This is a genomic window from Streptomyces sp. NEAU-YJ-81 (assembly GCF_017592595.1).
GTDB lineage: Bacteria > Actinomycetota > Actinomycetes > Streptomycetales > Streptomycetaceae > Streptomyces > Streptomyces hygroscopicus_B.
The window spans coordinates 1-24,907 of the sequence record NZ_JAGFNO010000010.1 but is presented as its reverse complement, the minus strand read 5'-3'; the positions used below and the strand labels follow the sequence as shown (position 1 = coordinate 24,907).

At 68.5% G+C, this 24,907-nt stretch carries 22 protein-coding genes and 2 pseudogenes; 9 read left to right on the top strand and 15 right to left on the bottom strand.

Annotated features, from left to right (window positions below; all coding sequences use genetic code 11):
* Positions 1–6: 6 nt before the first annotated feature.
* From J5X86_RS22540 to solA, 3 genes are read right to left on the bottom strand one after another with little or no spacing between them, the layout of a single operon-like run.
* On the bottom strand, positions 7–1,671 hold the full coding sequence (locus tag J5X86_RS22540) for a hydantoinase B/oxoprolinase family protein (RefSeq protein ID WP_208518563.1): 1,665 nt from the start codon (positions 1,669–1,671) through the stop codon (positions 7–9).
* Positions 1,668–3,731 (bottom strand): hydantoinase/oxoprolinase family protein, encoded by a 2,064-nt coding sequence (locus J5X86_RS22535; RefSeq protein ID WP_208518562.1) that lies wholly within the window; start codon positions 3,729–3,731, stop codon positions 1,668–1,670. The genes J5X86_RS22540 and J5X86_RS22535 overlap by 4 nt, the downstream gene beginning before the upstream one ends.
* A gap of 22 nt (positions 3,732–3,753) precedes the next feature.
* On the bottom strand, positions 3,754–4,896 hold the full coding sequence (gene solA, locus J5X86_RS22530; RefSeq protein WP_208518561.1) for an N-methyl-L-tryptophan oxidase: 1,143 nt from the start codon (positions 4,894–4,896) through the stop codon (positions 3,754–3,756).
* A 101-nt stretch (positions 4,897–4,997) separates the two neighbouring features.
* Here solA and J5X86_RS22525 point away from each other — a divergent pair, with 101 nt between their 5' ends.
* Positions 4,998–5,900: a MurR/RpiR family transcriptional regulator gene (locus tag J5X86_RS22525; protein WP_208518560.1), complete on the top strand. Its 903-nt coding sequence runs from the start codon at positions 4,998–5,000 to the stop codon at positions 5,898–5,900.
* Between the two features lie 115 nt (positions 5,901–6,015).
* Here J5X86_RS22525 and J5X86_RS22520 read toward each other — a convergent pair whose 3' ends face one another.
* On the bottom strand, positions 6,016–7,074 hold the full coding sequence (locus tag J5X86_RS22520) for a Glu/Leu/Phe/Val dehydrogenase (protein WP_208518559.1): 1,059 nt from the start codon (positions 7,072–7,074) through the stop codon (positions 6,016–6,018).
* Between the two features lie 79 nt (positions 7,075–7,153).
* Here J5X86_RS22520 and J5X86_RS22515 point away from each other — a divergent pair, with 79 nt between their 5' ends.
* Positions 7,154–7,627, top strand: coding sequence for an Lrp/AsnC family transcriptional regulator (locus J5X86_RS22515; RefSeq protein WP_208518558.1), 474 nt, complete (start codon positions 7,154–7,156; stop codon positions 7,625–7,627).
* A gap of 142 nt (positions 7,628–7,769) precedes the next feature.
* On the opposite strand, the gene J5X86_RS22510 is transcribed toward J5X86_RS22515, so the two are convergent.
* Positions 7,770–8,750 carry a GlxA family transcriptional regulator gene (locus J5X86_RS22510; RefSeq protein ID WP_208518557.1) on the bottom strand — a complete coding sequence of 327 codons (981 nt, stop codon included), beginning with the start codon at positions 8,748–8,750 and terminating at the stop codon, positions 7,770–7,772.
* 71 nt (positions 8,751–8,821) lie between these two features.
* Between J5X86_RS22510 and J5X86_RS22505 the strand changes: the two genes are divergently transcribed.
* The 3 genes from J5X86_RS22505 (at position 8,822) to J5X86_RS22495 (ending at position 11,716) form a co-directional block, all read left to right on the top strand.
* Entirely contained in the window at positions 8,822–9,496 is a 675-nt protein-coding gene (locus J5X86_RS22505; RefSeq protein ID WP_208518556.1) for an HD domain-containing protein, read from the top strand.
* 48 nt (positions 9,497–9,544) lie between these two features.
* Entirely contained in the window at positions 9,545–9,967 is a 423-nt protein-coding gene (locus J5X86_RS22500; protein ID WP_208518555.1) for a RidA family protein, read from the top strand.
* A 651-nt stretch (positions 9,968–10,618) separates the two neighbouring features.
* Positions 10,619–11,716 (top strand): MerR family transcriptional regulator, encoded by a 1,098-nt coding sequence (locus J5X86_RS22495; protein WP_208518763.1) that lies wholly within the window; start codon positions 10,619–10,621, stop codon positions 11,714–11,716.
* A gap of 60 nt (positions 11,717–11,776) precedes the next feature.
* Here the strand turns inward: J5X86_RS22495 and J5X86_RS22490 are convergent, their stop codons facing one another.
* The 7 genes and pseudogenes from J5X86_RS22490 to J5X86_RS22465 form a co-directional block, all read right to left on the bottom strand.
* Positions 11,777–12,595 (bottom strand): transposase, encoded by an 819-nt coding sequence (locus J5X86_RS22490; RefSeq protein WP_208518554.1) that lies wholly within the window; start codon positions 12,593–12,595, stop codon positions 11,777–11,779.
* A gap of 254 nt (positions 12,596–12,849) precedes the next feature.
* Positions 12,850–13,665 (bottom strand): class I SAM-dependent methyltransferase, encoded by an 816-nt coding sequence (locus tag J5X86_RS22485; RefSeq protein WP_208518762.1) that lies wholly within the window; start codon positions 13,663–13,665, stop codon positions 12,850–12,852.
* A 105-nt stretch (positions 13,666–13,770) separates the two neighbouring features.
* Positions 13,771–14,145: a metalloregulator ArsR/SmtB family transcription factor gene (locus J5X86_RS50875; protein ID WP_308124700.1), complete on the bottom strand. Its 375-nt coding sequence runs from the start codon at positions 14,143–14,145 to the stop codon at positions 13,771–13,773.
* Between the two features lie 69 nt (positions 14,146–14,214).
* A pseudogene (locus J5X86_RS50870) lies at positions 14,215–14,667 on the bottom strand (tellurite resistance TerB family protein); the annotation flags it as partial.
* 356 nt (positions 14,668–15,023) lie between these two features.
* Entirely contained in the window at positions 15,024–16,652 is a 1,629-nt protein-coding gene (locus tag J5X86_RS22475; protein ID WP_208518552.1) for an amidase, read from the bottom strand.
* Between the two features lie 120 nt (positions 16,653–16,772).
* Entirely contained in the window at positions 16,773–17,687 is a 915-nt protein-coding gene (locus tag J5X86_RS22470) for a helix-turn-helix domain-containing protein (RefSeq protein WP_208518551.1), read from the bottom strand.
* A 71-nt stretch (positions 17,688–17,758) separates the two neighbouring features.
* The gene (locus J5X86_RS22465; RefSeq protein ID WP_208518550.1) at positions 17,759–18,727 is read right to left on the bottom strand and encodes a hypothetical protein; all 969 of its coding nucleotides are present in this window, start codon (positions 18,725–18,727) and stop codon (positions 17,759–17,761) included.
* A 180-nt stretch (positions 18,728–18,907) separates the two neighbouring features.
* On the opposite strand from J5X86_RS22465, the gene J5X86_RS22460 reads away from it, so the two are divergent.
* Positions 18,908–19,138 carry a thiamine pyrophosphate-dependent enzyme gene (locus J5X86_RS22460; RefSeq protein WP_208518549.1) on the top strand — a complete coding sequence of 77 codons (231 nt, stop codon included), beginning with the start codon at positions 18,908–18,910 and terminating at the stop codon, positions 19,136–19,138.
* A gap of 304 nt (positions 19,139–19,442) precedes the next feature.
* On the opposite strand, the gene J5X86_RS22455 is transcribed toward J5X86_RS22460, so the two are convergent.
* Entirely contained in the window at positions 19,443–19,973 is a 531-nt protein-coding gene (locus J5X86_RS22455) for a YbhB/YbcL family Raf kinase inhibitor-like protein (protein WP_208518548.1), read from the bottom strand.
* A gap of 143 nt (positions 19,974–20,116) precedes the next feature.
* Here J5X86_RS22455 and J5X86_RS22450 point away from each other — a divergent pair, with 143 nt between their 5' ends.
* The 3 genes from J5X86_RS22450 (at position 20,117) to J5X86_RS22440 (ending at position 23,843) form a co-directional block, all read left to right on the top strand.
* Positions 20,117–21,499: an NADP-dependent succinic semialdehyde dehydrogenase gene (locus tag J5X86_RS22450; RefSeq protein ID WP_208518547.1), complete on the top strand. Its 1,383-nt coding sequence runs from the start codon at positions 20,117–20,119 to the stop codon at positions 21,497–21,499.
* Positions 21,500–21,819: 320 nt separating this feature from the next.
* The gene (locus J5X86_RS22445) at positions 21,820–22,839 is read left to right on the top strand and encodes an NAD(P)-dependent alcohol dehydrogenase (RefSeq protein WP_208518546.1); all 1,020 of its coding nucleotides are present in this window, start codon (positions 21,820–21,822) and stop codon (positions 22,837–22,839) included.
* A gap of 47 nt (positions 22,840–22,886) precedes the next feature.
* A complete protein-coding gene (locus J5X86_RS22440; RefSeq protein ID WP_243981110.1) occupies positions 22,887–23,843 on the top strand; it encodes an alpha/beta fold hydrolase in 957 nt (318 codons plus the stop codon).
* 48 nt (positions 23,844–23,891) lie between these two features.
* Here J5X86_RS22440 and J5X86_RS22435 read toward each other — a convergent pair whose 3' ends face one another.
* Both J5X86_RS22435 and J5X86_RS22430 read right to left on the bottom strand, forming a co-directional pair.
* Positions 23,892–24,560 (bottom strand): class I SAM-dependent methyltransferase, encoded by a 669-nt coding sequence (locus J5X86_RS22435; protein WP_208518545.1) that lies wholly within the window; start codon positions 24,558–24,560, stop codon positions 23,892–23,894.
* A gap of 220 nt (positions 24,561–24,780) precedes the next feature.
* Positions 24,781–24,907 (bottom strand): annotated as a pseudogene (locus J5X86_RS22430) (electron transfer flavoprotein subunit alpha/FixB family protein); the annotation flags it as partial.

Here is a 24,907-nt window from a genome sequence, read left to right as displayed (position 1 = left end):
GGTTGCTCAGTCGGCCGACCGGAATCCGTAGAGGTCGCGTGCCGCTTGCTCGGTGATTCGCCCATTGCGCAGGTCCTCGCACACCCGTTCGGGACTACGTGAGGCCGGGTCGCCGAAGCCACCACTGCCGGGGCTTTCCACCCGGAGTACATCGCCCCGGCGCAGCTGTACCCCCGACACCCGCCCGCCCGGTAGCCGGTGCTCGTCGTCCCGGCCGGGGTTGACGATGAAGCGTCCGGGACTCCCGTCGTGACCGCCGCTCAGGCCCCATGGCCGGGTTGCCTGCCGGTCGGCATGCGCGGAGAATTCCGCACTGTCACCGAGGATCCGCAGGTCCCGGCGCACACCGAGGCCGCCGCGGTGGGTGCCCGCGCCTCCGGAGTCGGGGATCAGCTCGTAGGTGTCGACCAGCAGCGGGTATTCCTGTTCCAGCGCCTCGATCGGGAGGTTCGAGGAGTTGGTGATGTGCACCTGGACTGCGTCCAGACCGTCCTTCGTGGTCCGGGCACCGCCGCCCCCGGCGACCACCTCCGGGTAGACGAAGAAGTCGCCGTCGCACTCCCCGGAGAACGTCACATAGGTGACGGTGCTGTGGCTGGCGGCCGGGACCCGCTCCGGCACCGCGGCAGCCAGCGCGCCCAGCACCACGTCGGCCACCCGCTGGCAGGTGTCGGTGCGGGCGGTCACCGGCGCGGGCTCGACCGGGTTGACGATGCTGCCGTGCGGCGCGTCGATCTCCACCGCGTCGAAAAACCCGCCGTTGGGCGGAATTCCCGGATCCAGCACGGCCTTCAGCGCATAGTAAACGGTCGCTTCCAGCGCCGGGCGCACCACGTTGATGCCCACCGGCGACTGCGGACCGGTACCCGCGAAGTCCAGCGAAACGCGTTCGCCGTCAACGGTGATCGCCACCGCGATCTCGGTGGCCGGGCCGTCGCTGGGGTCCATCAGGTCGTGGAATCGGTAAGTACCGTCCGGGACCTCGCGCAACGCCGCCGCCAGCCTCTTGCGGGAGTGGTCGAGCAGGTATGCGGTGGCCGCGCGGACCGTCTCCCGGCCATAGCGCCGGTGCACCTCGCGCAGCTGCCGTTCCCCGATTTCCACCGAGGCCAGCTGGGCGAGCATGTCACCGCGCCGCTCCTGCGGCAGCCGCGAGTTCAGCTCGATGAATGCCAACGGCGCCTGCTCGACACCGTCCACCGTGGCGAACTTGACCAGCGGAATGCGCAGACCCTCCTGGAAAAGCGAGTTCGAGTCACCAGCGTTACTGCCGGGCACCCGGCCGCCGATGTCGGAGTGGTGCGCGATGTTCGCGCTGTAGCCGATCAACTCACCGTCGACGAACACCGGCTTGACCATGGTGATGTCCGGCAGATGGGTGCCGCCGCCGTGGTAGGGATCGTTGGTGATGAACACATCCCCCGGTCGCACCGTCAGCTCGGCGGCCACCAGCGAGTCGATCAGGCCGGTCATCGATCCCATGTGGATCGGCATGTTCTCGGCCTGCGCGACCAACTTGCCGTGCTCATCGAACAGCGCGGTCGAACAGTCCGAGCGTTCCTTGATGTTCGTCGAGTAGCTCGCCCGGCGCAGCACCGCGCCCATCTCCTCGGCTATGGTCACCAGGGATGCGCCGATCACCTGCACGGTGATGGGGTCCAGAGTCTTCATCGCTGCTCCACTTCGATGATGAGGTTGCCGTAGCGGTCGACGCGCGCGGTGGCGTCCGGAGTGATGACCGTGGTGGTGTCGAGCTGTTCGACGATCGCCGGGCCCGGCAACACGGTGCCCGCCCGCAGGCCCGCGCGGTCGTAGACCGGGGTGTCGACCGGGCCGGTCTCGTCGAAGTCGACCCGGCGGCGGCCGATCAGCGCCTCGCCTGACTCGGAGCCTTCCGCGATGGCCGGCAACTCCGGCTTGTCGACCGCCGCGGCCGCGGTCAGCTGCACTTCCACGATCTGCACCCGGGCGTCGCGGTGCGCGAAGCCGTAGCTTTTGGCGTGCTGCTCGTGGAACGCCGCCATGATCTCGGCCACCGCGTCGGAGTCGAACCGCGCCGCGTCGATCACCCGCTGCGGCAAGGGAACCGACAGCTCGAAATTCTGCCGGGCGTAGCGCATCTTGGCTTCTCCGGTGATTTTCGTGTCCGCACCGGGCGGCGCTTCGGATGTCAGCCAGCCACGTGCCGATTCGTGCACCTCGTGCAGCACCTCGTTGAGCTTGTCGGGGTTGCGCTCGTCGGCCTCCTCCAGCACAGCCTTGGCGAACTCGGTGCGGATATCGGTGACGAGCAATCCCAGCGCGCACAGCGTGCCCGGATTCGGCGGCACCAGCACGGTGCTCATGCCGACCTCGCGAGCGACCTCGACCGCGTGCAGCGGGCCGGCCCCACCGAAGGCGACCAGGACATAGCCGCGCGGGTCTTCGCCTGCCTCCACCGAAACCTTGCGCACCGCTCCGGCCATGTTGACCGCCGCGATCCGCCCGATGCCACGTGCGGCCACCGACCGGTCGGCCCCCATCGCCCGCACGACGCTGTCCACGGCACGCTCGGCTGCCGCGTAGTCCACCGCGAGGGCACCGCCCAGGACGTACTCCGGGTTCAACCGTCCACGGAGGACGTTCGCGTCGGTGACGGTCGGTTTGACACCGCCCCGCCCGTACGCGGCCGGACCGGGCTGCGAACCGGCGCTGCTCGGGCCGACCTCCAGCGCCCCGCCGGGGTCCACCCGGGCGATGCTGCCGCCGCCGGCACCGACAGTGTGGATGTCCAGCGAAGGCGTGCGGACCGGGCGCTGGTTGATCCGGCGCTGCGAGGACACCAGTGCCCGCCCGTCGCGCACGAGGCAGACATCGGTGCTGGTACCGCCCATATCGAAAGTGATCAGGTTGCCGAAACCGGCCTGCCCGGCCACCTGCGAAGCCGCGACGACGCCCGCCGAAGGCCCGGACAACAACGTGGTCACCGGGTACCGGCTCACCGAATCCAGCGACATCATGCCGCCGCTGGAGCCGATCACCCTGGGCTCGACCAGCACCCCGGTCGCCCGGATCCGCTCGGCCAGCCGCGACATGTAGCGGTTGATCTTCGGGCCGACATAGGCGTTGACCACAGTGGTCGAGAACCGCTCGAACTCCCGGAACACCGGCGCCACCTCGGCGGAGGCACACACGTAGACCTCCGGCAGAGCGGCCCGCAACCGGTCGGCGACCTCCAGTTCGTGGTCACCGTTGCGGTAACTGTGCAGGAAACAGACGGCAACCGCCTCGGGCTCCGCCGCGCGGACCCGATCCACCGCGGCGGCGATATCGTCCTCGTCCAGCGGGGTGAGCACCTTGCCCTCCGCGGACATCCGCTCGACGACCGCGTGCACCAGCGACCTCGGGACCAGCGAAGGCGCCTTGTCGGCGTCCATGTCGTAGAGGTCGGGGCGTTGCTGGCGGCCGATCTCCAGGATGTCCCGCAGTCCCGCGGTGGTCACCAAAGCGGTGAGTGCACCGTTGGACTCCAGCACAGTGTTGGTCGCGACGGTGGTGCCGTGCCCGAGGTATCCGACCTCCCCGGGGTCCGCGTCGGCCTGTCGCAGTACCGCACGGACGCCTTCGGCGACCGCCACGGACTGGTCGTCGGTGGTCGAAGGCAGCTTGTGGATGTAAAACCGGCCTGTAGCCGCGTCCAGGGCGGTCACGTCGGTGAACGTGCCGCCGACGTCGATTCCGATGCGGAGCATGGAAATCCCTTCGGGATGGAGATCAGGCCAGCCGCGACAGCGACAGGTGGTCAATGGGGACATCCGTACGGCCGGTCAGCAACAGGTCCACCGCGGACCTGGCGAACACCGGCGCCAGCTTGAAGCCGTGCCCGGAGAACCCACCCATGATCAGGACATTGGGCCGCTCCGGGTCGCGGCCGATGATGCCGTGGTTGTCCGCGGTGTAGCCCTCCATGAACGTACGCACCACGGCGGGCCGCGCCGGCAGGCCGTTCAGGCACCGCGACACCGCGGCCGACACACGCGGGACATATTCCGGCTCCACCACCGGGTCGAGCCGGTCCGGATCGTCCACAACGGACTTCGGCACGTGCAGGTTGATCTTCAGACCACCGCCGACGTCCGGGAAGAAGGAGAAGGTGTTCTCCCCGCCGCTGCGGCGGATTCCCACCGGGAAGTGCTCGGGAGCCCACCCCGGTCCGGCATCGAACCAGCACAGCACGGCGCGGCGGATCTCGACCTCGCGCGCAAGCCTCGGCACGCTGCGGGTGATCCAAGGGCCGGTGCACACGACTGCCTGGTCGAACTTCTCGACCTTGACTTCGTCGCCCCGGCGGTGGTGGACGGCCACACCGGTGTCGGTGTCGACGACATCGACGACGGTATGGCCGGTATGGATCAACGCACCTGCTTTCTGCGCGAGCAGGGCGGTTTCGGCCACCGCGCGGTGCGGATGCAGCAGCCCACCCTGCCGGTCGAGTAGCACCACGTCGTCGTCGAAGAGCTGGTGCTGCGGAAACCGCTGCGCCGCCTGACGGTGGTCGAGTCGCTCGACGTCGAGTCCCCATTCCTCGGACACATCGACGACGGTGCGCACATCGGGATCCTGCGCCGACCCAATGGTCAGCGCCCCGCACGGATCGAGCAGCCTGACGCCTGCCTGCGCGCCGAGCCGATCCCACGCGCGCCGCGCCTCGCGCAGCAAGGGCACGTAGCTGCCGCCCTCCTTGTAGGCGACGCGGAAGATGCGGGTTTCCCCGCCCGCGGCGCCCCGCTCGTGGCCGACGTCGAACTGCTCGAACCCGGTCGCAGACACGCCGCTGGTCGCGAGCCTGTGCAAGACCTGGCTGCCCATCGTGCCCACGCCGATGACGGCGACTCTCGGCTGCTGGCGTGGTTTCATCGCTGTCTCCGCAGGTGTCGGGAGCCGTTTGCGCGAGGAACGTAGCATTCACATCACATGCAGACAATGGATGAAGCAAACACTTCATCTCTGGATGGACAATGGACGACGTGAACACTTCAGCCAGCGAGACCTTGGGGCACCGCATCCGCAACCGCTCCGCGACGCTCTCCAACGGGGAACGGGCGGTGGCCGACTACCTGCAACGACACCCCGAGCAGACGGCGATCTCCTCGGCCGCGAAGCTCGGCGAGATCACCGGGACCAGCGACGCCACAGTGATCCGCACGGCCCGCAAGCTCGGCTTCGACGGACTCAACGACCTCAAGCGCAGCCTGGTCGAGCACCTGACCCGCCGCCGCAATCCCGCGCAGGTCCTCGATGACCGGGTGCAGCGGCTGAGCCCGGCGGAGCACGGCGTGCTGCAACCAGTGATCGACGCCGGGCTCGCACTGCTCGGTGAGGTGCCCGCCCTCGTCGAGAGTGACGAGTGGTCCCGCTCGGTGGCGGCGATCAACGAGGCCGAGCATGTCTGGGCGTACGGCATCGGACCCGGCGCCTCCGTCGCCGAACACCTCGCCTTGAGCCTCAGGCGCGTGGGCAAGGCGGCCGATGCCTGGACGGCGACCGGGTTCCGCCTCGCCGACGACCTCCTGCGACTGCACCCCTCCCACGCGGTGGTCGCCGTCGCCCCACTGCGGGTGTTTCGCGAGATCGGCATCCTTCTCGATCACACCCATCGCGTCGGCGCGAGCAGCATTCTGCTGACCGAAGCCACCGACGAAGGCAGGGGAACCCGGGCGGACATCTTGCTGCCGTTGCCCGACTCGACCGACGGGGCGGCGAACGAACTCATCGCGCCGCTGACGATCCTGCACGCCCTCGTGCTGGAGCTGGTCGCGGCGCAGCGTTCCTCTGCCGTCGACCACTACCAGCAGCTCAATGCCCTCCGTACCGAGATCGCGGGCACCGAACTCGACATCAGCCAGCTGCCGGAGCTATGAGCTATCTCATGAGTTCCGGTCAGCTCGTCGACCAGAAGGACCAGGTCACGGCATACCGGGCGAGCCGGATGCGGTCCAGCGCTCAGCATGGTCGAGGTGGTGTTGTCCCCGGCCATCAGACGGCCTGGGCCTCCACGGCCGAGGACGCCAGTCGGCGCTCGGCAATCTGCTGGGCCGCCCGCAGCGGGGTGGTGCCGGTCGAGAGCGCCAGGTCAAGGATGCGGGTCACGGTGTCGCCGATGTCCTCCACCCGCTTCTGCGCGGCCTCGTGGCTGTAGCCTTCCGACTCCCGGCTCAGGGCGTAGGCGATACCGCCGGCACTGGCGACATAGTCGGGCACCCAGACAATGCCCCGCTCCGCGAGGACATCGGCCACACGCTCCTCGGTGAGCTGGTTGTTCGCCGGGCCGACGACCAGGCGCGCGGTGATCTGCCGGACGGTCACGTCATTGAGTACACCGCCGACGGCAGCCGGGACCAGCATGTCGGCCGGCGCGGACAGAGCCTGACCGGGCTCGACCCATCCGTAACCGCTCGCCAGGGCCGCCTCCTTACGGGATGCTTCCAGGTCCGACACGACGACATGTGCGCCCTCAGCGGCCAGGCCGGCGGCAATACCGCTGCCCACCGACCCGAAGCCGCTGATCACCACGGTCCGTCCGGTGCAGGAGGCATCGCCGAATACCTGCCGCGCACCGGCGCGCAGGGCCGCCAGGACGCCGGTGGCGGTCGGGACTCCGGAATTGCCGGTACCGCCGTGCTCCTCGGGCGCGCAGTACGCGTACGGCGAGAAACGCCGCAGGACCACCATGTCCTCGGGGCCGGTGCCGACGTCGGGGCCGGTGCGGTAGGAACCCTGGAAGGAGGCGATCAGCTCGCCCAGATCCTCCAGTGCGGCCTCACGCAACTGTGGGGTGAGTGCGGTGTCGTTGTCGAGGGCGACCACGCTCTTGCCGCCGCCGAAGTCCAGACCGGCCACCGCGGCCTTGTAGGTCATCGCCTCCGACAGGCGCAGCGCGTCGGCCAGTCCATGCTGCCAGGTGTCGTAGCGGCGCAGTCGGCAGCCGCCGACCGCCGGGCCCAGGGCCCGGGAGTGGACTGCCACGATCAGCGGCAGCCCAGAACGGCGTCCACGTCGAATGATCACGTCTTCATGTGCAAGTGCTTGGCTCATGCCCCCGAAGCTAGGCTGATGCACGGAGCGGTTGACGTGACGCCGAAGTACATTCGGTATCGCGATCCAGGAGGCAGTCATGGATGAACTTGATTCGGCGATCGTGCACCATCTGCAGGCCGATGGTCGGCAGTCCAACCGGGCCCTCGCCGAGAAGCTCGGTATCGCCCCCTCTACCTGCCTCGAACGCACCAGGTTGCTGCACAAGCGCGGCATCATCCAGGGCTACCGGGCCCAAGTCTCCCTGCGGGCACTCAACCGCGCCGTGCAAGCGATGGTCTTCACCCAGGTCCGGCCTCTGCGCCGGGATGTCGTAGCCGCCTTCGAGCGGTCGGTGACCCAGCTACCAGAGGTGGTCTCCGTCTACACGATGGCCGGCAGCGACGACTTCCTCGTCCACGTCACGGCGCCGGACATCGACCACCTGCACGCTTTCCTCCTGGACCAGTTCACCAACCGCCGGGAGATCGTCAGCTTCCGCACCTCGATCATCTACCAGCACCTCACCAACCCAGTGCTCGACCCACTACCCACAGAGACAGAGCACCTGTGACGCCACGCGGTCACCGGACAGGCCGCTGTTCCGGCGCCCGCCTACGCCTCAACACGTAGCCTTGACAGGGAATCCGCCGCAATGGGCGCCCGCGAGACAGCGACCCTGTCTCCGCAAGACTTCAGCGTCGTGGTGGCCATTTTCAGTCCGAGCGCAGGCCCGCTGGTGAACCGGCCGGACTGTGCGACGTCGAGCGCCCGAAGGTGCGGCGGTAGGCGGTGGGGGTGGTGCCCAGTGCGCGCCGGAAGTGCAGCCGCAGATTGGCTGCCGTGCCCAGTCCGCAGTCCCGCGCCACCCGATCCATCGGGTGGTCCGTGGTTTCCAGCAGTTCCCGCGCCCTGCTGAGGCGGGCGTTGAGCAACCACTGCAACGGGGTCGTGCCCGTCTCCTCGGTGAACCGGCGCATGAAGGTGCGCTGCGAGAGACCCGCGTGCCGGGCGAGCACGCGCAGCGTGAGCGGCTCGCCGAGCCGGTGCAGGGCCCATCCCCGGGTACCGGACAGCGACGCCTCACCGGCCACCGCGACGGGAGCCGGCACGTACTGGGCCTGCCCACCGTCCCGGTGGGGGGCGGCCACCAGACCGCGGGCGATCTGGTTGGCCACCACCGCCCCCAGGTCACGGCGCACGAGGTGCAGGCACAGGTCGATGCCGCAGCACACCCCGGCCGACGTGAGCACGTCGCCCTCGTCGACGTAGAGCACGTCGCGGTCCACCTTGACGGCCGGGAAGCCCCGCTCGAACTCGTCGAGGTGCTTCCAGTGGGTCGTGGCGTGCAGCCCGTCCAGCACGCCCGCCGCGGCCAGTGCGAAGGCGCCCGTGCAGATCGACACCACACGCGTGCCTCGGTCGCGGGCCTCGGCCAGCGTGCCGAGCACGGCGTCCGGCGGCCGGAGGATCGGTTCGAATCCCGGCACGACCACGGTGTCGGCGGTGCGCACCTGCTCCAGCTCCCCGTCGGCGACCAGGGCGAAACCCGCGCTGGTGACCACCTTCGCGTCCAGCGCGCACAGGGTCATCTCGTAAGGGGTTTCCGGCCGGGTGGCGAAGATCTGCGTCGGGATCGCCAGGTCGAGCGGGGTGACCCCGTCCAGCGCCAGGACCGCGACTCGATGCACTGTCATGGCAAGATTCTATCGAAGCAAGGAAATTTTGCCTCTCGCCAGGTCAGGGTGGTCGCGGCCAGGCTGAGGACATGACCAGACCTACCCGCGAGGCGACCGCCGACCTGATCACGCTGCCCGGCACACCGCTCGCCGACGCCGTCGTCGATCTCATCCAGCCGGTGGAAACGCCGTCCGTGTTCAACCACAGCCTCCGCAGCTATCTGTTCGCCCGGCTGGTGGCCGGCCGCCTCGGCCTGGCCGTCGGCCACGACTACCACGACGACCTGTTGTTCGCCGCGTGCGCGATGCACGACCTCGGCGTGGCGTCGGACGGCCCGCACAGCCGGCGGTTCGAGGTCGAGGGCGCCGACCGGGCCGCCGCGTTCCTCATCGAACGCGGAGTGCCCGCGGTCGACGCCGACCAGGTCTGGCAGGCCATCGCCCTGCACACCTCCCCGGGTATCGCGGAACGCCGCGGCACGCTGTGCGTGCTCGTCCGCGAAGGCGTCGCGCTCGACTTCGGCGGCCCCCTGGGTGCCGGCCACGTCGACGCCGTCACCGATGAGCAGGCCGATGCCGTGCACGCCGCCTATCCACGGCTGGACATGATCCGCTCACTCACCGACGCGATCGTCGCGCAGGCCGCGAAGAACCCGACGAACGCACCCCGGTACTCGATCCCCGGCGAATTCCTCCGCGAACGCGAGACCTTCGGCCGGACCCGGCTGGAGCACGCCTGCCGTGCGTCCCGCTGGGGCAACTGACTCCACTGCCCCCACGCCTGACGTCGACAAAGAAAAGGAAGCACCGCCATGACCATCCACACCGTCGAGGTCCCTGAGGACAACGCCGTCTTCGGGCAGACCACCAGCGCCTTCGCGGGCTTCGGCTATTCCGCCGCGGTCCGCGCGCACGGCCTCCTGTTCATCGCGGGAACGATCGGTCGCCGAGCCGACGGAACCATCCCGGACACCATCGAGGAGCAGACCGAGATCGCAATCCGGAAGATCGAAGAGATCCTTCGACTGGAGAACCTCGACCTGTCCGCCCTCGTCGACGTCACCAGCTACCACGTCGACATCCGCCAGCACCTGTCCGGCTTCGTCGAGGCCAAACAGCGCCTCGTCAAAGCGCCCTACCCGACCTGGACGATCATCGGGGTCAGCGGCCTCGCCAGCCCGGGACTCCTCGTCGAAATCCGCGCGACCGCCGCGTACCCCGACTCATCCCGGTAGCCGCCGCTCCTCGGCCCGCTCCCGGGCCCACGAGCCCGTCGGCGACTGACGTGAGGTCGTCATGAAGACCACTCGGCATCCCGGCTTGCCCGGCCTCGTGTTGCTGACCTCGATGGTCGTGTCGTTCCTGACCCCCTCGGTCGCAAACCGGCGCTGCTGACCGCGCGGGCGCTGCAGCTCCTCGCCATGGTCGTCCGTGACCCCGGTGGGCTCAGCCCTATAGGACTGGGCCCACCGGGTCAGCGAACATCAGCATCCTTTTCCATTGCCTCAGCCGCATCGACCAGCCGGGCAATTAGCCCCACAGCAGCCGAAGCCACCACGGACGCCGATCGCCAAACCCTCAGCCGTCTCGTCGGCCGTCGCATCGTCCGCACAGGATTCACCCTGGTCATGCCCCGATGGGGCGGCTGGACCAGCGACCTCGACCAGTCCGCCGGGCTCTTCGCCGCTACTACCCCGAGCGCGTCGAGCAGATGCGCCTCGCTGCGTCCATCGGCCGTGCGCCCTCACCCTCTTGGGGAGCGGTCGCGGAGGGTTACTGAAGCAGGATCATGTTGCGGAGTAGTTCGAATCCGGCGCGCCCGTAGGGCTCTTGACCCTCACGTCACGTCAGGCTGCATAGTCAGTGCCGTGGAGGATCACTGGACCCTGGGACGCGTGGCCGAGCTGGCCGGCGTGAGCGTCCGCACGCTGCATCACTATGACGAGATCAGGCTCGTTCGGCCGTCGGCGCGGACCGCGGCCGGATACCGGGCCTATTCGGCGGGCGACGTGGAGCGGCTGCGGGAGGTGCTGGCCTATCGGCGGTTGGGCTTCGGGCTGCGGGAGGTTGCGGAGCTGGTCGGCGACCCGTCCACCGACGCGGTCGCGCACCTGCGCCGACTGCGCGGCCTGCTGCTGGAGCGGCGTGATCGCGCTGACGCCATGGTGGCGGCCATTGACAGAGAACTGGAGGCACGGGCGAAGGGACTGATGGTGACACCGGAGGAGCAACTGGAGATGCTCGGTGCACGGCTGTACGACGCGATCGGCGACGCTTACACCGCGACACGGCGTACCGAGCCGCGGATCGCCGCGCAGATCTGGGACGCGCTCGGCGACGCGCGGACGGTGCTGAACGTCGGGGCCGGCACCGGCTCCTACGAGCCTGCTGATCGCGACGTGACCGCGGTGGAGCCATCGGCGGTCATGCGGGGGCAGCGGCCTGCTGATTCGGCGCCGTGTGTGGCCGCCGCCGCGGAGAGTCTGCCGTTCGAGGACCAGTCCTTCGACGTCGCGATGGCCGTCTCCACCGTTCACCACTGGGGGGACCCGATAGCGGGGCTGCGCGAGATGCGGCGCGTGGCCCTACGTGTGGTGGTGCTCACGTTCGACACCGACGAGCACGGATGGCAGGACCGGTTCTGGCTTACCCGCGACTACCTGCCCGCGTTCGCCGCCGTCCTCGCAGAGTTTCCCTCGCTTGCTGGGATGGCCGACACGATCGGCGCCCGCGCTGAGCCGGTGCCCATCCCGTGGGACTGCGCTGACGGCCTGTTCGAGGCGTATTGGCGCCGACCGGGGGCGTATCTGGAGGATCACGTGCGCCGTGCGATGTCGGTGTGGACGAGGGTCGGGCCCAAGGCCGAGCAGCGGGCGGTGCGAAGCCTCAGCGACGACCTCGACTCCGGCCGGTGGGCCAGGCGCAACAGCGACCTCGCCGACCTCGACGCCGCAGATCTCGGCCTCCGCCTGCTCATAGCTTGACCCGCGTCGCAGGTTCAGCGTCATGGCGGCTTCTGGACGGCCCGCTGGTTCGGCTGGTTGTCAGGCGACTCTTCCCGTCTGGCGCCCGGTCAGCCGGCCTGGGCTTGTTCGGCGTGGGCTTGTGTCGCACGGCTTTGCCACTGCCCGGTGAACATCTCCTCCGCAGTAGCGGCACGGGAGAAACGCAAGATCGTGTTGAGGGTCATCCCGAGCTGCCGGGCGACGGACCGCTTGCTGTGCCCGGCGGCGAGGAGAGCGTGGATGGTGGCGTGCTTGGCGCGGATGCGTTCGGCGAACCGGTGGCCCTGTCGGCCAGGGCGACGCGGCTGGCTCCGCCTCTTCCTGCGGCTCCTCAGGCTGGGCCGGCGTGGGACGCAAGCAGCCACGGTGCCGGTAGACACACTTCTCGGCGGCTTCGCCCAGGTTGTGCCAGAGAAGCCATCGGTCGGCGACCTGGAGGGCCTGCGGGGCGCCACGGGCGGCACCTTCGGCGAAGAAGGGCGCCCGGTCACGGCAGACGATCTCGATGCCGGGCCGCTCGGCGAGCCAGGCCGCGAGCGTGTCCGCCTCCCGATCGGGAAGGAGGTCGACCGGGCGACGTGTCTCGACGTTGACGAGCACGGTTCCGTAGATGCGGCCCTTGCGCTGGGCGTACTCGTCCACGCCGACCACGCGGGGTACTGCGGTGGCGGGGTCCGGCAGCGAGGCGATCAGCTCAACAGGGTGTTCCGGCTGACCGGAACCTTGAAGGCGTCCGTCATCCGGGCGCCTGCCCGGCCCCGCGAGCGCAAGACCGACCGACACCAGCGTCGACCGCAGCCGCTCGGTCCGTCGCCCGAACCTGCGGGTGAGACCGGGTACTTGCTCGGCGAAGGTCATGCGCTCGCAGGATTCCTCCTCGCAGACGAACCTCCGCACCCGCAATGACACCACGACGGACTTGCCCGCCGTCGGCAGATCACGAGGAAATCGCAGGTAGGAGCCGCGTACACCACCATCCAGCCAGGCGATTTTCGGGCGAACTTCAGTGGTCGTAGGCGGTCAGTGCGCCCATGACCGGCTGGCCGCGCATGAACCTGGCTCCACTCATCAGGCCCCCTTGGAATCGATCATCCAGGGAACCGGGAGGCGCTCTACCGGCGGACCGCCGAGATCAGTCCGCCGGGCCGCTCCTCGCGCTGCGGCGGGGTGCTGATCGGGCGGCCGTAGGCGGCAGCGCGCTCGCGCAGGGTGTGGCTGTCGGCCTCCCAGCCGTGCCCGACCAGCCAGCCCACCGGGTCGTCGGGCATCTCCGAGACCCACATGGACGCCGCCGATCCCGGCGCGGCGTCCGCGCCGAAGCGCTCGATCACGCCGCGCGAGCCCAATGTCAGCCCCATCCGACTGCCTGCCGCCGACTGCGTGCTGATCCGGGCCAGCAGTAGCTCCACCGCGTCCTCGGGCAGATAGATCAGTAGTCCTTCGGCGATCCACGCGGTCGGCACGGCCGGGTCGTGCCCTGCGGCGGCCAGCGCGCCTGGCCAGTCCTCATGCAGATCCACCGCGACGGTGATCCGCTCGCAGCGTGCGACGGCCCGCTCCTGGCGCAGCACCGAAGCCTTGAAGTCGAGTGGCGCGGCGGTGTCGACCTCGAACAGCCGGGTGCCCTCGGGCCAGTCCATCCGGAAGGCCCGGCTGTCCATGCCGGCGCCGAGCAGCACGACCTGCCGGACCCCGGACGCGGAGGCCTGCTGCAACAGGTCGTCGAGGAATTTCGTCCTGATGACGATGGAGAACGACACGGCCAGCCGGCGGCGTCGCGCGGCCTCGTCACCGGGCGGCGCCGGCGAGGAGGGCCACAGTCCGCCGGCGGTGGCGAAGGCTCGTGCCAGTGGGTCGCGGAACAGCGCGTTCTCCCGCTCGGTCTCCAGCGCCCGCACCCTGGCCACCCCCACCGCCGTGGCCCACACTCCCGACGGCTGCACCCGCTCCTGCTCATCAGTCACCGCGCCAGCCTAGGTGATCGATTCCAAGGGGCCTGATGAGGGGAGCCAGGTTCATGCGTGGCCAGCCAGTCATGCGCGCGCTGACCGCCTAAGAGGGGGATCCTGTGGTTCGGAGGGGGCGAGGAGGTAGGAGTGGAGCTGCCCGAGCAGTTCGGCGATGCCTTCCCGGTCGGCGCGGTAGCGGACCAGTTTGCCGCTGCGCGTCGACTGGAGCAGGCCACCGCGCCGGAGGACCGCGAGGTGCTCGGAGGTGGTCGACGGGCCGAGTCCGGCACGCTCGGCGACCTCGCCGACGGTCAGCTCCTCGCCATCGAGGAAGTGCGCGAAGAGCCTCTGCCGGGTTCCGCTGGTCAGCGCCTTGAGGAAGACCTGGAGGTCGTCGCCGGGTACGGCGGCCCCGGGGCGTGTCCCCTGTGCCTCACTGGAGCCCGCCCGCTCGGACACCTGGTCGCCGGCCGCCGGTGGGAGCTCGTCCGGGCCCCGGTACGGGCGGGGGACGCGGAGGGGGCGGTGGAGGTCGAACTCGGTCGGAGGGATGTCCAGGGCTGAGCAAGCCTCGCGGACGACGTCCCGCTCGCTGTCGTCGAAGTAACCGTCGGCGCAGCCGATGACGATGCCGATCTGGATGACGGCCCGGGCCTCGGCGGGCCTCCTCTTCGCCTTGCCGATCTCCCGCATGGCGCTCGCCATCCCGAGGGCGAAGTCCGTGGTGAGCTCGTCGAGGTGGTCCTCGAAGCGGTGGTGCAGCTCGTCCGGGGGGAAGTTCTGGAGCACGTCGTTGGTGGCGATGAGCTGGGCGACGCGCTGCCGCTCGGACAGATCGATCGTGCCGTCCGCCGCGGCCACCAAGGCGCACATCGCCATGCTCGCGTCCCGGAAGGCCCCGCTCCGCAAGTCGTTCTTCTTCGCCGTGAGCTGAGCCTGCATCGTCTGGACCGAGTCCTTGAGGCGGTCCCACAGCGTCATCTGCATCTCCTTCTCAGTAATACCTCCATTGTGAGGAGAAAACAGAATCTACAGGTTTGTAGAGACCCCTCGCGCGCAGCCGCGGCACCCTCGCCTCCCCTGGCTTTAAATGATCGGTTGCGGCACACCAGGCGGAGTCGGTGCGGTCACCGACCGCGGAATAATCTGACGGGGCGAACACGGTTCACGGGGCCAGTAGGGACGATGGCCCGGCTGTCGCTGCCGGATGCGGACAGCCGGACAAGCACGGTGGCGCGGGAGCCCTGCTCCATGGGACTGCCGGAACGAAGGTCGAGTACTGGGCCGCGCCCGCGCCCGCTTGCTCGCCATCGGGTCGCTTGTGTACCGAACGCGGCTCAGAAGCCGATGTCGGCCTGTCGGTAGGTGGGCGGTCGGCGGACGCGGCCGGCCTGCTCGTAGGCGTAGGCGAGGCGGAGCAGGTTCGGCTCGCTCCACGCCGTACCCATGAATGTCAGGCCGACCGGCAGGCCGAACGCGAAGCCGGCCGGGACGCTGATCGCGGGGTATCCGGCGAGTGCGGCGGGCGTCGACGCACCGCCGCCGTAGCTGTCCCCGCGGATCAGGTCGATTTTGGCCGGCGGTCCGGTGGTCGGCATCACGAGTGCGTCCAGGCGGAATCGGCGCAGCACCGCATCGATGCCTTCGGCGCGCGAGAGCCGGTGGTTGGTGGCCAGCGCCTGACGGTACTCGCGTTCGGTGAAGTCCATTTCGTGCACCGCCTCCAGCCCGTCCTGCCGCACATAGCGAAGCTCGCGGTCGGCGTGCGCACGGTTGAACGCGATCAGCTCCGCCAGGCTGCGCGGGTGGTCGCCGGGGGCACCGGCCAGGTAGGCGTTCAGCGCACGCTTGATCTCATATGCCTGGACGACCATCGAACTGGGCAGGTCTTCAAGCTGCTCGGCCGTCGGGATGTCGGCCGGGTCGACCACCGTCGCCCCGGCCTCGCGCAACGTGGCGATCGCCCGCTCCGCGATCTCGTCGGCGTGGTGGCTGTAGCCGAAGTACACCGCTCGCGGTACGCCGATGCGCGCCCCACGCAGCCCGTCGGCGTCCAGGAAACGGGTGTAGTCGCGATGGAAGCGGCCGCGACTCGCCTCGGTCGCCGGATCGCGGTCGTCGATCCCGACCAGGGCGCCGAGCAGGATCGCCGCGTCGCGGACCGTGCGCGCGATCGGGCCGACGCTGTCCTGGCTCGGCACACCGGGGATCACGCCGCCGCGCCCGACCAGTCCGACGGTCGGTTTCACCCCGACGACGCAGTTCGCCGAGGCCGGGTCGATGATCGAACCGTTGGTCTCCGTTCCGATTCCGGCGACGCACAGGCTTGCCGCGGTGGCAACCGCGGTACCGGAGCTGGACTCACTCGGTGACCGGTCCAGCTTGTACGGGTTCCGGGTCTGCCCACCGCGGGCGCTCCAGCCGGCGTGGTGGGTGAGCGACATCCCGCCGGCCCACTCGCTCAGGTTGGTCTTGCCGAGGATGACGGCACCGGCCGCGCGCAGCCTGGCGGCGACCGTGGCGTCCTTTGCCGGCCGCAGGCCCCGCAGGGCGAGTGATCCTGCCGTCGTGTGCATCCGGTCCGCGGTCTCCACCAAGTCCTTGAGCAGGATGGGCATGCCGTGCAACGGCCTGCCGAGATCACCCTCCGCGTCCACGCGCCGGGCCTCGCGCAGCGCGTCGGGATTGACCTCGATCACCGCGTGCAGGAGCGGGTCGATGCGTTCGATGCGGTCCAGGTAGTAGCGGGTGAGCCGTTCGGCGTCGAGCTGTCCGTCGTTCATCCGCCGGCGAAGCTCGGTGATGCCCAGCTCTTCCAGCCCTGTGGTCGCGGCGTCCCCTGTTGATGTGGCGCTTCCTGGGGTGGCGGCGTGGGCTTGGACGGAGGCTCCGCCAAGCCATGGTGTGGCCGCTGCGGCGGTACCGAGCGCAAGCGCTGTGCGGCGTGAGGTGTTCATCCGGTCCATTCGGTGCGGCTCCCGCGGCGAGGCGATGGATTCACAGGCACGCTAGAGGCGTAGCCGACGTTTCTCCCTCCGGCTGTCCCCCGGCTCTGCTGTGGAAGCAGCCCCCCGCCGCACCGGGGGTCAGCCGGAACGTCCAGTGCCGCAACGCCCAGCAGTACTCGCGTCAGTCAGGACGGTTTCGCATCTCACGGACGTCTGGGCGGCAGCAATGCGCAAGTACTCCAGTTTTCCCTCGTCCGAAGTGCCCGGCTCTGCCGTGTAGGTGACGACCCTCACATCGTGGTCAGGTACCTTCAGTACATCGTTGTCGAGACTTATCTCCCCCACCAGAGGATGCCGCAGGCGTTTGTGGCCGCCCAGGCGGGAGCCGAGCGCTGGGGTGCTCCAAAGGGCCCGGAACTCTTCGCTGTTACTCATGACCTCATCAATCAGACCTCTGAAGTCCTCATCATGAGGATATGCTCCGTGCGTTATCCGAAGGTCTACGACGAGAGCAGCTTTGAATTCTGCGGTGCCCTGCTCAACGGGAAAGAGCGGATGGTCCGTGTCCGACGGCTCGTTGAACACCGCGCGTACCAGGTTTCGTTCTTCTGACGAGCGACGGGACGGGTCACCCAGCAAGGCCGCCCACATGGATGTCCATGTCAGCAGGGTCCATGAGGCGGAGAACACTCCCACCGGAATGTTCCCCCAGCGGCTGACGAGCCGTTGTACACCAGGCGGCATCAGATGCGGGATTTTGGGGGGCGTCGGCGGAAGAAGCCCGGCCACCAGGTGCAGATGGCAGGTTTCATCCGTACTCAGTCGCAGCGCGCGGGCGAGTGAGGCCACGACATCGCGCGATGGGCGCTGAGACCGGCCCTGTTCAAGACGGAGAAGGTAATCCGTGGATATTCCCGCCAGATGGGCAAGCTCTTCGCGGCGCAAGCCGGCGGTGCGTCGCCGGCGGGTGGCCGGTAGTCCAACGTCTTCAGTCGTAATTCGGGCACGCCATGCACGCAGCGCGTTCCCCAGCGAGTTCTCTGGACGACTCATGTTCCCATTGTTACCGACCCCGCGGTCGGTAACATGGTACTGCCGTTCCTGGGATAAGTTGGGCGGGCGCCTTAGTCGTGGTGACCGAGATGGGCCGTCAGAAGATTCGCATCCCCGCCTGTGGTGAGCGCACCGCTGGCGACGTAGACCGTGTCGCCGTCGACCGCCACGGATGTGGTGTTCTGCAGACCATCGCTCTCATCGAGGACGGTACGGTCAGCCTCGCCCGGAGTGATGAGGACCAGCTTGCTCGGGACGTTGAGTGCGGCCAGCAGCTGATCGCCGCGGCCGGTAAAGGCGAAATCATCGACGCTGTCGAGTCCGGATGCCGTGACCTGATGCGGACCAGCGGTTCCCTTGTCTGTCAGCGGTATCCGAAGGATTGTTCCTCGATCGATGTTGGAGACCCATACAGCTCCGTTGTGCACCTTCACGCCGTTGGCGCCGAAGAAGTGAGTCGGGGCGAGATCCTCTCCCGCGGCCCAGAGCTTGGCAGTTCCGCCGTGCGATCCGACCTGCCAGACTCTGCCCTGTGTGGAGTCGGTGATGTAGAAGTTCCCCGTACGGTCGTCCCTGGCAAGTCCATTGAGGAAGCTCGCCGCCGGTAGAGCGGCGACGCGCTCCGGCTTGCCTCCCGGGCGCAGTTTCCATAGACCGGTGAGGTTTTCGTCCCCTGCCGAATACAGGAAGTAGAGGGTTCCATCTCCCGTTCGTTCGATCCCCGTCACCGCGGCGAACCCGGTGCCGGGGGTGTTCACGCCCCCATCCGCGGGGAGAGGCATGGTCGCCAATACCTCGACACGTCCGCCAAGCGTGACGTGAGCCACCTGCCGCGACAGGATGAGGCCGATATCGGCTGACCCGTTCGGCCGCACGATGACGCTCTCCGCCACCTGCCCGGCTGGACGGTCGAAGTGAGCGACGATCCGCGGGTGCGAGAGGGGCGGCGCGGCCGCTTCAGCTGTTGACGAGACCGCGGTCAGTCCGATCACGGCGCCGGCAGTGGTCACCGCCAGGCGGAAGACAAGGTGTTTCGGCATGATCGCCTCCGAAGGTGATGCGCTTCATAACAGGCGGGCCGATGCGGCAGGCAGGAGGGAAGGGGAACAACGGATGTTCCGCCAGATCTCCCGGCAACCGCGAACTGGCCTGCGGGAAGAAGCATCAGCGCACCCGCGTAGCTCAACCAGTACCCGGCTTATCCCTGGAACCGCAGGACCATGCTGTCCGCCAGGACCGTTCCCACCTTCCAATTCGGGCTGCCGGTCCTCTGGACGGCCACCCGCTACTCGCTGCCCGTCGTATTCGTCGTGGTCAACAACCAGTCGTATGCCGCCGTTGGCGCCGCGATCCGCCGCTACGCCGGCGGACTGACCGCCCGCGAGCGCGACATGACGTGCGTACTCCACTGCCGGACGATCGGTGGCCAGTGCTCGGCCATCACGACGTGAGTGTGGCGAAGAGGTCGGGAATCAACCCCGCGTTGGGGTGGCTCAGAGGCACGGTCAGCACCGGCTTCTCGACACCCGCCTGATAGATCCAGATCATGCCGTTGTTCCCTGCTCCTGTCGCTACCGATGGTGGGAGCGCGAAGTCGCCCGCCACACCAGTTGGCTGACGATGTCAGTTGCCGGTAGTGGGAAGTGCCACTACGCCAGCGCAAATCCTTGCCCCAGTACATGAGTTGGCCGCAATGACCGAGGTCGCATGCCCCGACATTCCCCGACTGACTCGCCACCTCTCCGAACAGCGCAGCTAGGCCCGCTCGAAGGTGCCGTACATGGTCGCCCTCGCGATCGCGTGGCTGAACAGGAGGAAGTCGAGGTAGGCAGGGGTCGATCTCTCGGACACCGCCAGTTCTTCCACGCCGACGGCATGCACTACGAGGAAGTAGCGGTCCGGCCCGTTTCCCGGAGGCGTCGCCGGACCGAGGTACCTGCTGTAGCCGGCGTCGTTGGGCAGCGTCACCGCGCCGCCAGGCAGATCACTGCCGTCTCCCGCCCCGGCCGGCAGGTCGGTCACAGAGGCGGGCAGGTTTGCCACGGCCCAATGCCAGAAGCCCGACGCGGTGGGTACATCGGGGTCGCACATCGCCACCGTGAAACTCCGCGTCTCCTCGGGAAAGCCGCACCAGCTCAGCTGCGGTGAGATGTCCAGTCCGCCTGCTCCCAGAATGCCGCTCACCTGATCGGCGGCCAGTTGCCCGCCGTCGGCCACGGACTCGGAGGCCAACGAGAAGGTCCTGATCGGCGGCATGAAATCGTAAGGGCCGTAGGGTTTGATCATGGCAATCCCTCGGGGTCAGGAGCTCAGGCGCAGCCGAATCTGTGCGGGGTGATCGGCGACGAGGGGGTGGTATCCACCCCGCACCCCACCTGAGGCAAATGGGGGAATTTGCGAGCTCTATCCCACCGTCATACCGTCGAATTATGGCTATCGCAACGACGAGTCCTGTGACAGGTGAGGTCCTCAGGAGGTTCGAGGAGCTGACTCCGGAGGAACTGGAGGACAAGCTCGCCCGGGCGGCGGCCGCGGCCGCCTCGTACCGTTTGACGAGCGTCGAGGAACGGGCGGCCTGGCTGCAGCATGCGGCCGAGCGCCTGGAGAAGGAGATCGAGAGCGTCAGCCGGATGATCACCACAGAGATGGGCAAGACCTTCCGGGCGGCGGAGGAGGAAGTGGCCAAGTGCATACACGGGCTCCGCTTCTACGCCGCCGAGGGCCCCGCGTTTCTGCGGGACCTGGACGCTGACGCCGGGCGCGTGGGCGCGAAGCAGACGTTCGTTTCGCACCAGCCCATCGGTGTGGTGCTCGCGGTGATGCCGTGGAACCTGCCGTTGTGGCAGGCCATGCGGTTCGCCGCGCCCGCGCTGATGGCGGGGAACGTGGGCCTGCTCAAGCACGCCTCGAACGTGCCGCAGTGCGCCTTGTACCTGGAAGAGCTCTTCCGTGACGCCGGCTTCCCCCAGGACGTGTTCCAGACTCTGCTGATCTCCGCGAAGCGGGTGGAGCAGGTGCTGCGCGACCCGCGGGTGGCGGCCGCGACGCTGACCGGCAGTGAACCGGCAGGGCGGTCGGTGGCGACCATCGCCGGTAATGAGATCAAGAAGGTGGTCCTCGAACTCGGCGGATCCGACCCGTTCATCGTCATGCCCTCCACGGACCTGGAGCGGGCCACCGATGTCGCGGTGAAGGCGCGGTGTCTGAACAACGGGCAGTCGTGCATCAACGCCAAGCGGTTCTTCGTGCATCAGGACATCGCCGGCTCCTTCATCGACATGTTCGTGGCGAAGATGGGGGCGCTGGTGGTGGGTGACCCGATGGACGAGGGCACCGATGTCGGGCCGCTGGCCACCGAGTCCGGCCGGCAGGATGTGATGGCCTACGTGGACGATGCCGTCGGCAAGGGCGCGACGGTGCTGCTGGGCGGCGAACTCCCGGACGGGCCCGGCTGGTTCTACCCGCCCACCGTGCTGACCGGCGTCACACCGGAGATGCGGATGTACCACGAGGAGGTCTTCGGCCCCGTGGCGCAGGTGTGGGCGGTCCCCTCGCTGGAGGAGGCCCTGCGTGAGGCCAATGGGCACCCCTACGGCCTCGGATCGAACCTGTGGACCGAGGACGAGGCCGAACGCGAACTGTTCGTCCGCGACGTGCAGTCGGGCATGGCCTTCGTCAACGGCAACACGACCAGCTACCCCGAGATCCCCTTCGGCGGCGTCAAACGCAGCGGCTACGGACGCGAGCTGTCGGACCTCGGCATGCGGGAGTTCATGAACGCCAAGACCGTCTGGATCGGCCAGGACGCCTGAACCCCTGGTACCGGGCGGCGCTCGACGCCGTCGGCATGCGCGTCGGCCGTCGCGGCGCGCGGCCCGCCGAGCGCGCGTATGGAGGCGCGACACGCCCGCCCACACTTGCAGAACCCCGCTTCCTCGAGCCCTCTCGCACAAGGGCTCATCACGGCCCTGGCCCGACCTCGCGGTCAGGCCGGAACCCCGCGGATCACCAGCGCGCGGCCTGCCAAGCGGCCCCCGGCCGCCGCCTGCCGGCGAAAGCGAGGCACCCCATGCAGATGCGAGCTGCCCGGATGCACGGTTACCGGGAACCCCTTCGAATCGACGAGGTTCCTGTGCCCGAGCCCGGGCCGGACGAGATTCTCCTCAAAGTGGCCGCGACGGGCATGTGCCGCAGCGACTACCAGCTCCTCGACGGCTACTTCAAGGGCCCGTTCCCCGTGGATCTGCCCTACATCCCCGGTCATGAGGTCACGGGCCGGGTGGCGGGACTGGGCAGCGGCGTACCGAAAACGGTGGGCTACTCAGAGGGTGACATGGTCGTGGTCAATCCCAGCTGGGGAGACGGTACGTGCCGGCAGTGCCGCGAGGGCAACGAGCAGCTGTGCAGCGGCAACGGCAGGTGGGTGGGGTTCGGGCCGCCGGGCGGCTTCGCCGAGTACATGGCCGTGGAGTGTCGCCATGCGATCCCGGTCTCGGAGGACGCCGCGAAGGCGCCTGAGCTGCTGGCCCCGATGACCGACGCGGGCATGACCCCGTACCGGGCGATGAGGAAGCTCCGGGACGCGCGCAAGCTCGGAGCCGACCGTACCCTCGCGGTCACGGGCATCGGCGGGCTGGGAAGCTACGCGGTCCAATACGCCAAGTTGCTCGGGGGCGGCGCGACCGTGGTGGCGCTCGCGCGCACGGACAGCAAGCTGGACGTGGCGAAGGAGAACGGTGCGGACCACGGGATCAACGTCAGGGACAAGTCCATCGAGGCCATCCAGGACGAACTGGAAAGACTGACCGGCCGGAGAACCATCGGCGCCATCCTGGACTGCGTCGGCAGCGAGGCGTCGATCTCCATGGGGTTCGACCTGCTGGGCCCCGAAGGCGCACTGGCAGCCGTCGGCCTCATGAGCGACCGCGTCGAGCACCGCCAATTCCCCTTCGTCGGCACGGAGTTGTCCTACCTCGGTTCCTTCTGGGGCAACCACCTGGACCTCGTCGAGGTGCTCTCCCTCGCCGAGGCCGGCCTCGTCAAACACAACGTCACCAAAGTCAGGCTCGAAGACATCAACGAGAACCTGGAAGCCTTGGGGCGCGGCGACATCGTCGGACGCCAGGTCATCGTCTTCGAAGGAACGGCGTGACGTTGTCCGCAACGGCTCCGACGATCATGGCGCGTACGCTCGTGCACATGGTTGAGCATCGAATGGTCGAGACGAACGGGATTCGGCTGCACATCGCCGAGGAGGGCGAAGGCCCCCTGGTCGTGCTCCTGCACGGCTTCCCCGAATCATGGCACTCCTGGCACCACCAGTTCGGTCCCCTGGTCGAGGCGGGCTTCCGAGTGGTCGCCCCGGACCAGCGTGGATACGGGCGCAGCGACCATCCCGACGACGTCGACGCGTACAGCATCCTCCACCTGGTCGGCGACGTCGTCGGCCTGATCCGGGCACTGGGCGAGGACAAGGCGTACGTCGTCGGGCACGACTGGGGCGCGCTAGTCGCCTGGAACACCGCGCTGCTACGGCCGGACATGGTGCTCGGGGTGGCCGGTCTGAGCGTGCCACCGCCGTTCCGCGGCGCGCAGCCTCCGCTGGCCACCATGGAGAAAAGGTTCGGTGGCCGCTTCTACTGGAACTACTTCAACCGCCCCGGTGTCGCCGACGCCGAGCTCGCGAGGGACACCCGCACCGCGTTGCGGAAAATCTTCTACTCGATTTCCGGCGACGCTCCCGACACGGGCCAGCAGCCTCTCGTCGCCCCGGAGCAGGGCTGGCTCGCCACCATGCAGAACCCCGAAGTACTGCCGGAGTGGTTCACCGAGGAGGACCTCGACGCGCTCACCGAGAGCTTCTCCAAGGGCTTCACCGGAGCCCTCAACTGGTACCGCAACCTCGACCGCAACTGGGAACTGACCGCGCCGTGGCACGGCGCCGTCGTCACCCCGCCCGCCCTGTACATCTACGGCGACCGCGACCCGGTTCCCGCTTTCCCCGGCGCGCCCGAACTGATCGCGAGCCTGCCCGACCTGATGCCCAACCTGCGACGCGAGCCCCTCGAACTGGCGGGCTGCGGACACTGGACACAGCAGGAACGCCCGGCAGAGGTGAACGCCGCGCTCATCGAATTCCTCACGGCCCGCTCCTGAGCCCGGCCCGCCGAGTCACCGAACCTGATATCCGGGCGCGTCCGGTCCTCAGGCGGGGCGCTTGGCCATGACGACCACGCTCGGCCCGGTGTGCTCAGCCGCGGGGAGCCGAAGTTCGGCGACCGGGTGCAGGCCGGCCTGCTCGATCAGGTCCACGAGTTGTTCCGGCCGCCATTTGTGTGTCGTCCAGCGAACGGGCACACCTCCGTAAGCCTCCGTGCGCACCGCGTCCTCGTCGCCGACGTGTGTCCCGGTGATGAAGTGTCCGCCTGGCTTCAGGGCGTGCGCGAACAGGGCGAGGACCTGAGGAAGGACGTCGCGAGGGAGGGTGAACAGCGACCACCACCCGAGTACGCCGCCGAGGGACGCTTCCACAAGGTCGAGGTCGGTGGCAGAGGCGACGCTGAAGCGGCATTGCGGATGAAGACGGCGCGCGTTTTCGATCATGCGGGGTGAGAGATCGACTCCAGACACGTCGAGTCCGCGTTCGGCGAGGTAGGCGGTCACCATTCCGGGTCCGCAGCCGACGTCGAGGACAGGCCCGAGCTCGCCCACGGTGTCGGCGAAGGCATCGATTGACGCCTTGAGCCATGGAAAGCGCCGGATGTCGCCGACTCCCGTCGTCATCACCATATGGGCGTAGTTGTCGGCCACCCGGTCATAGGACTCACGGACCACGTCGAGATCGGCCGGGCGGTCTATACGGTGTGCGCGCATCGGCCAACAATAGGACGACGGTCACCTCAAGGGCGGAGGAACGACTCGATGATCATGGCGGCGTCCTCCGTCGTGACCGCCTCCGCGATCACCTGGGCTTCTTCTCGGCCTCGCTGCTCGCGCGAGGTGTCCCAACAGGTGCGCATCAGGTGTCTGGTCCGCCCGAGGGCGGACGTCGGCCCCGCGCTCGCGGGAGGCGCACGGGGCCGCGGGTCCGACGTCAGCCCTTGCGGGTCTTGACCTCTTCGGTCAGCTGCGGGACGACCTCGAAGAGGTCACCGACCACGCCGTAATCGACCAGATCGAAGATCGGAGCCTCGGAGTCCTTGTTGACCGCCACGATCGTC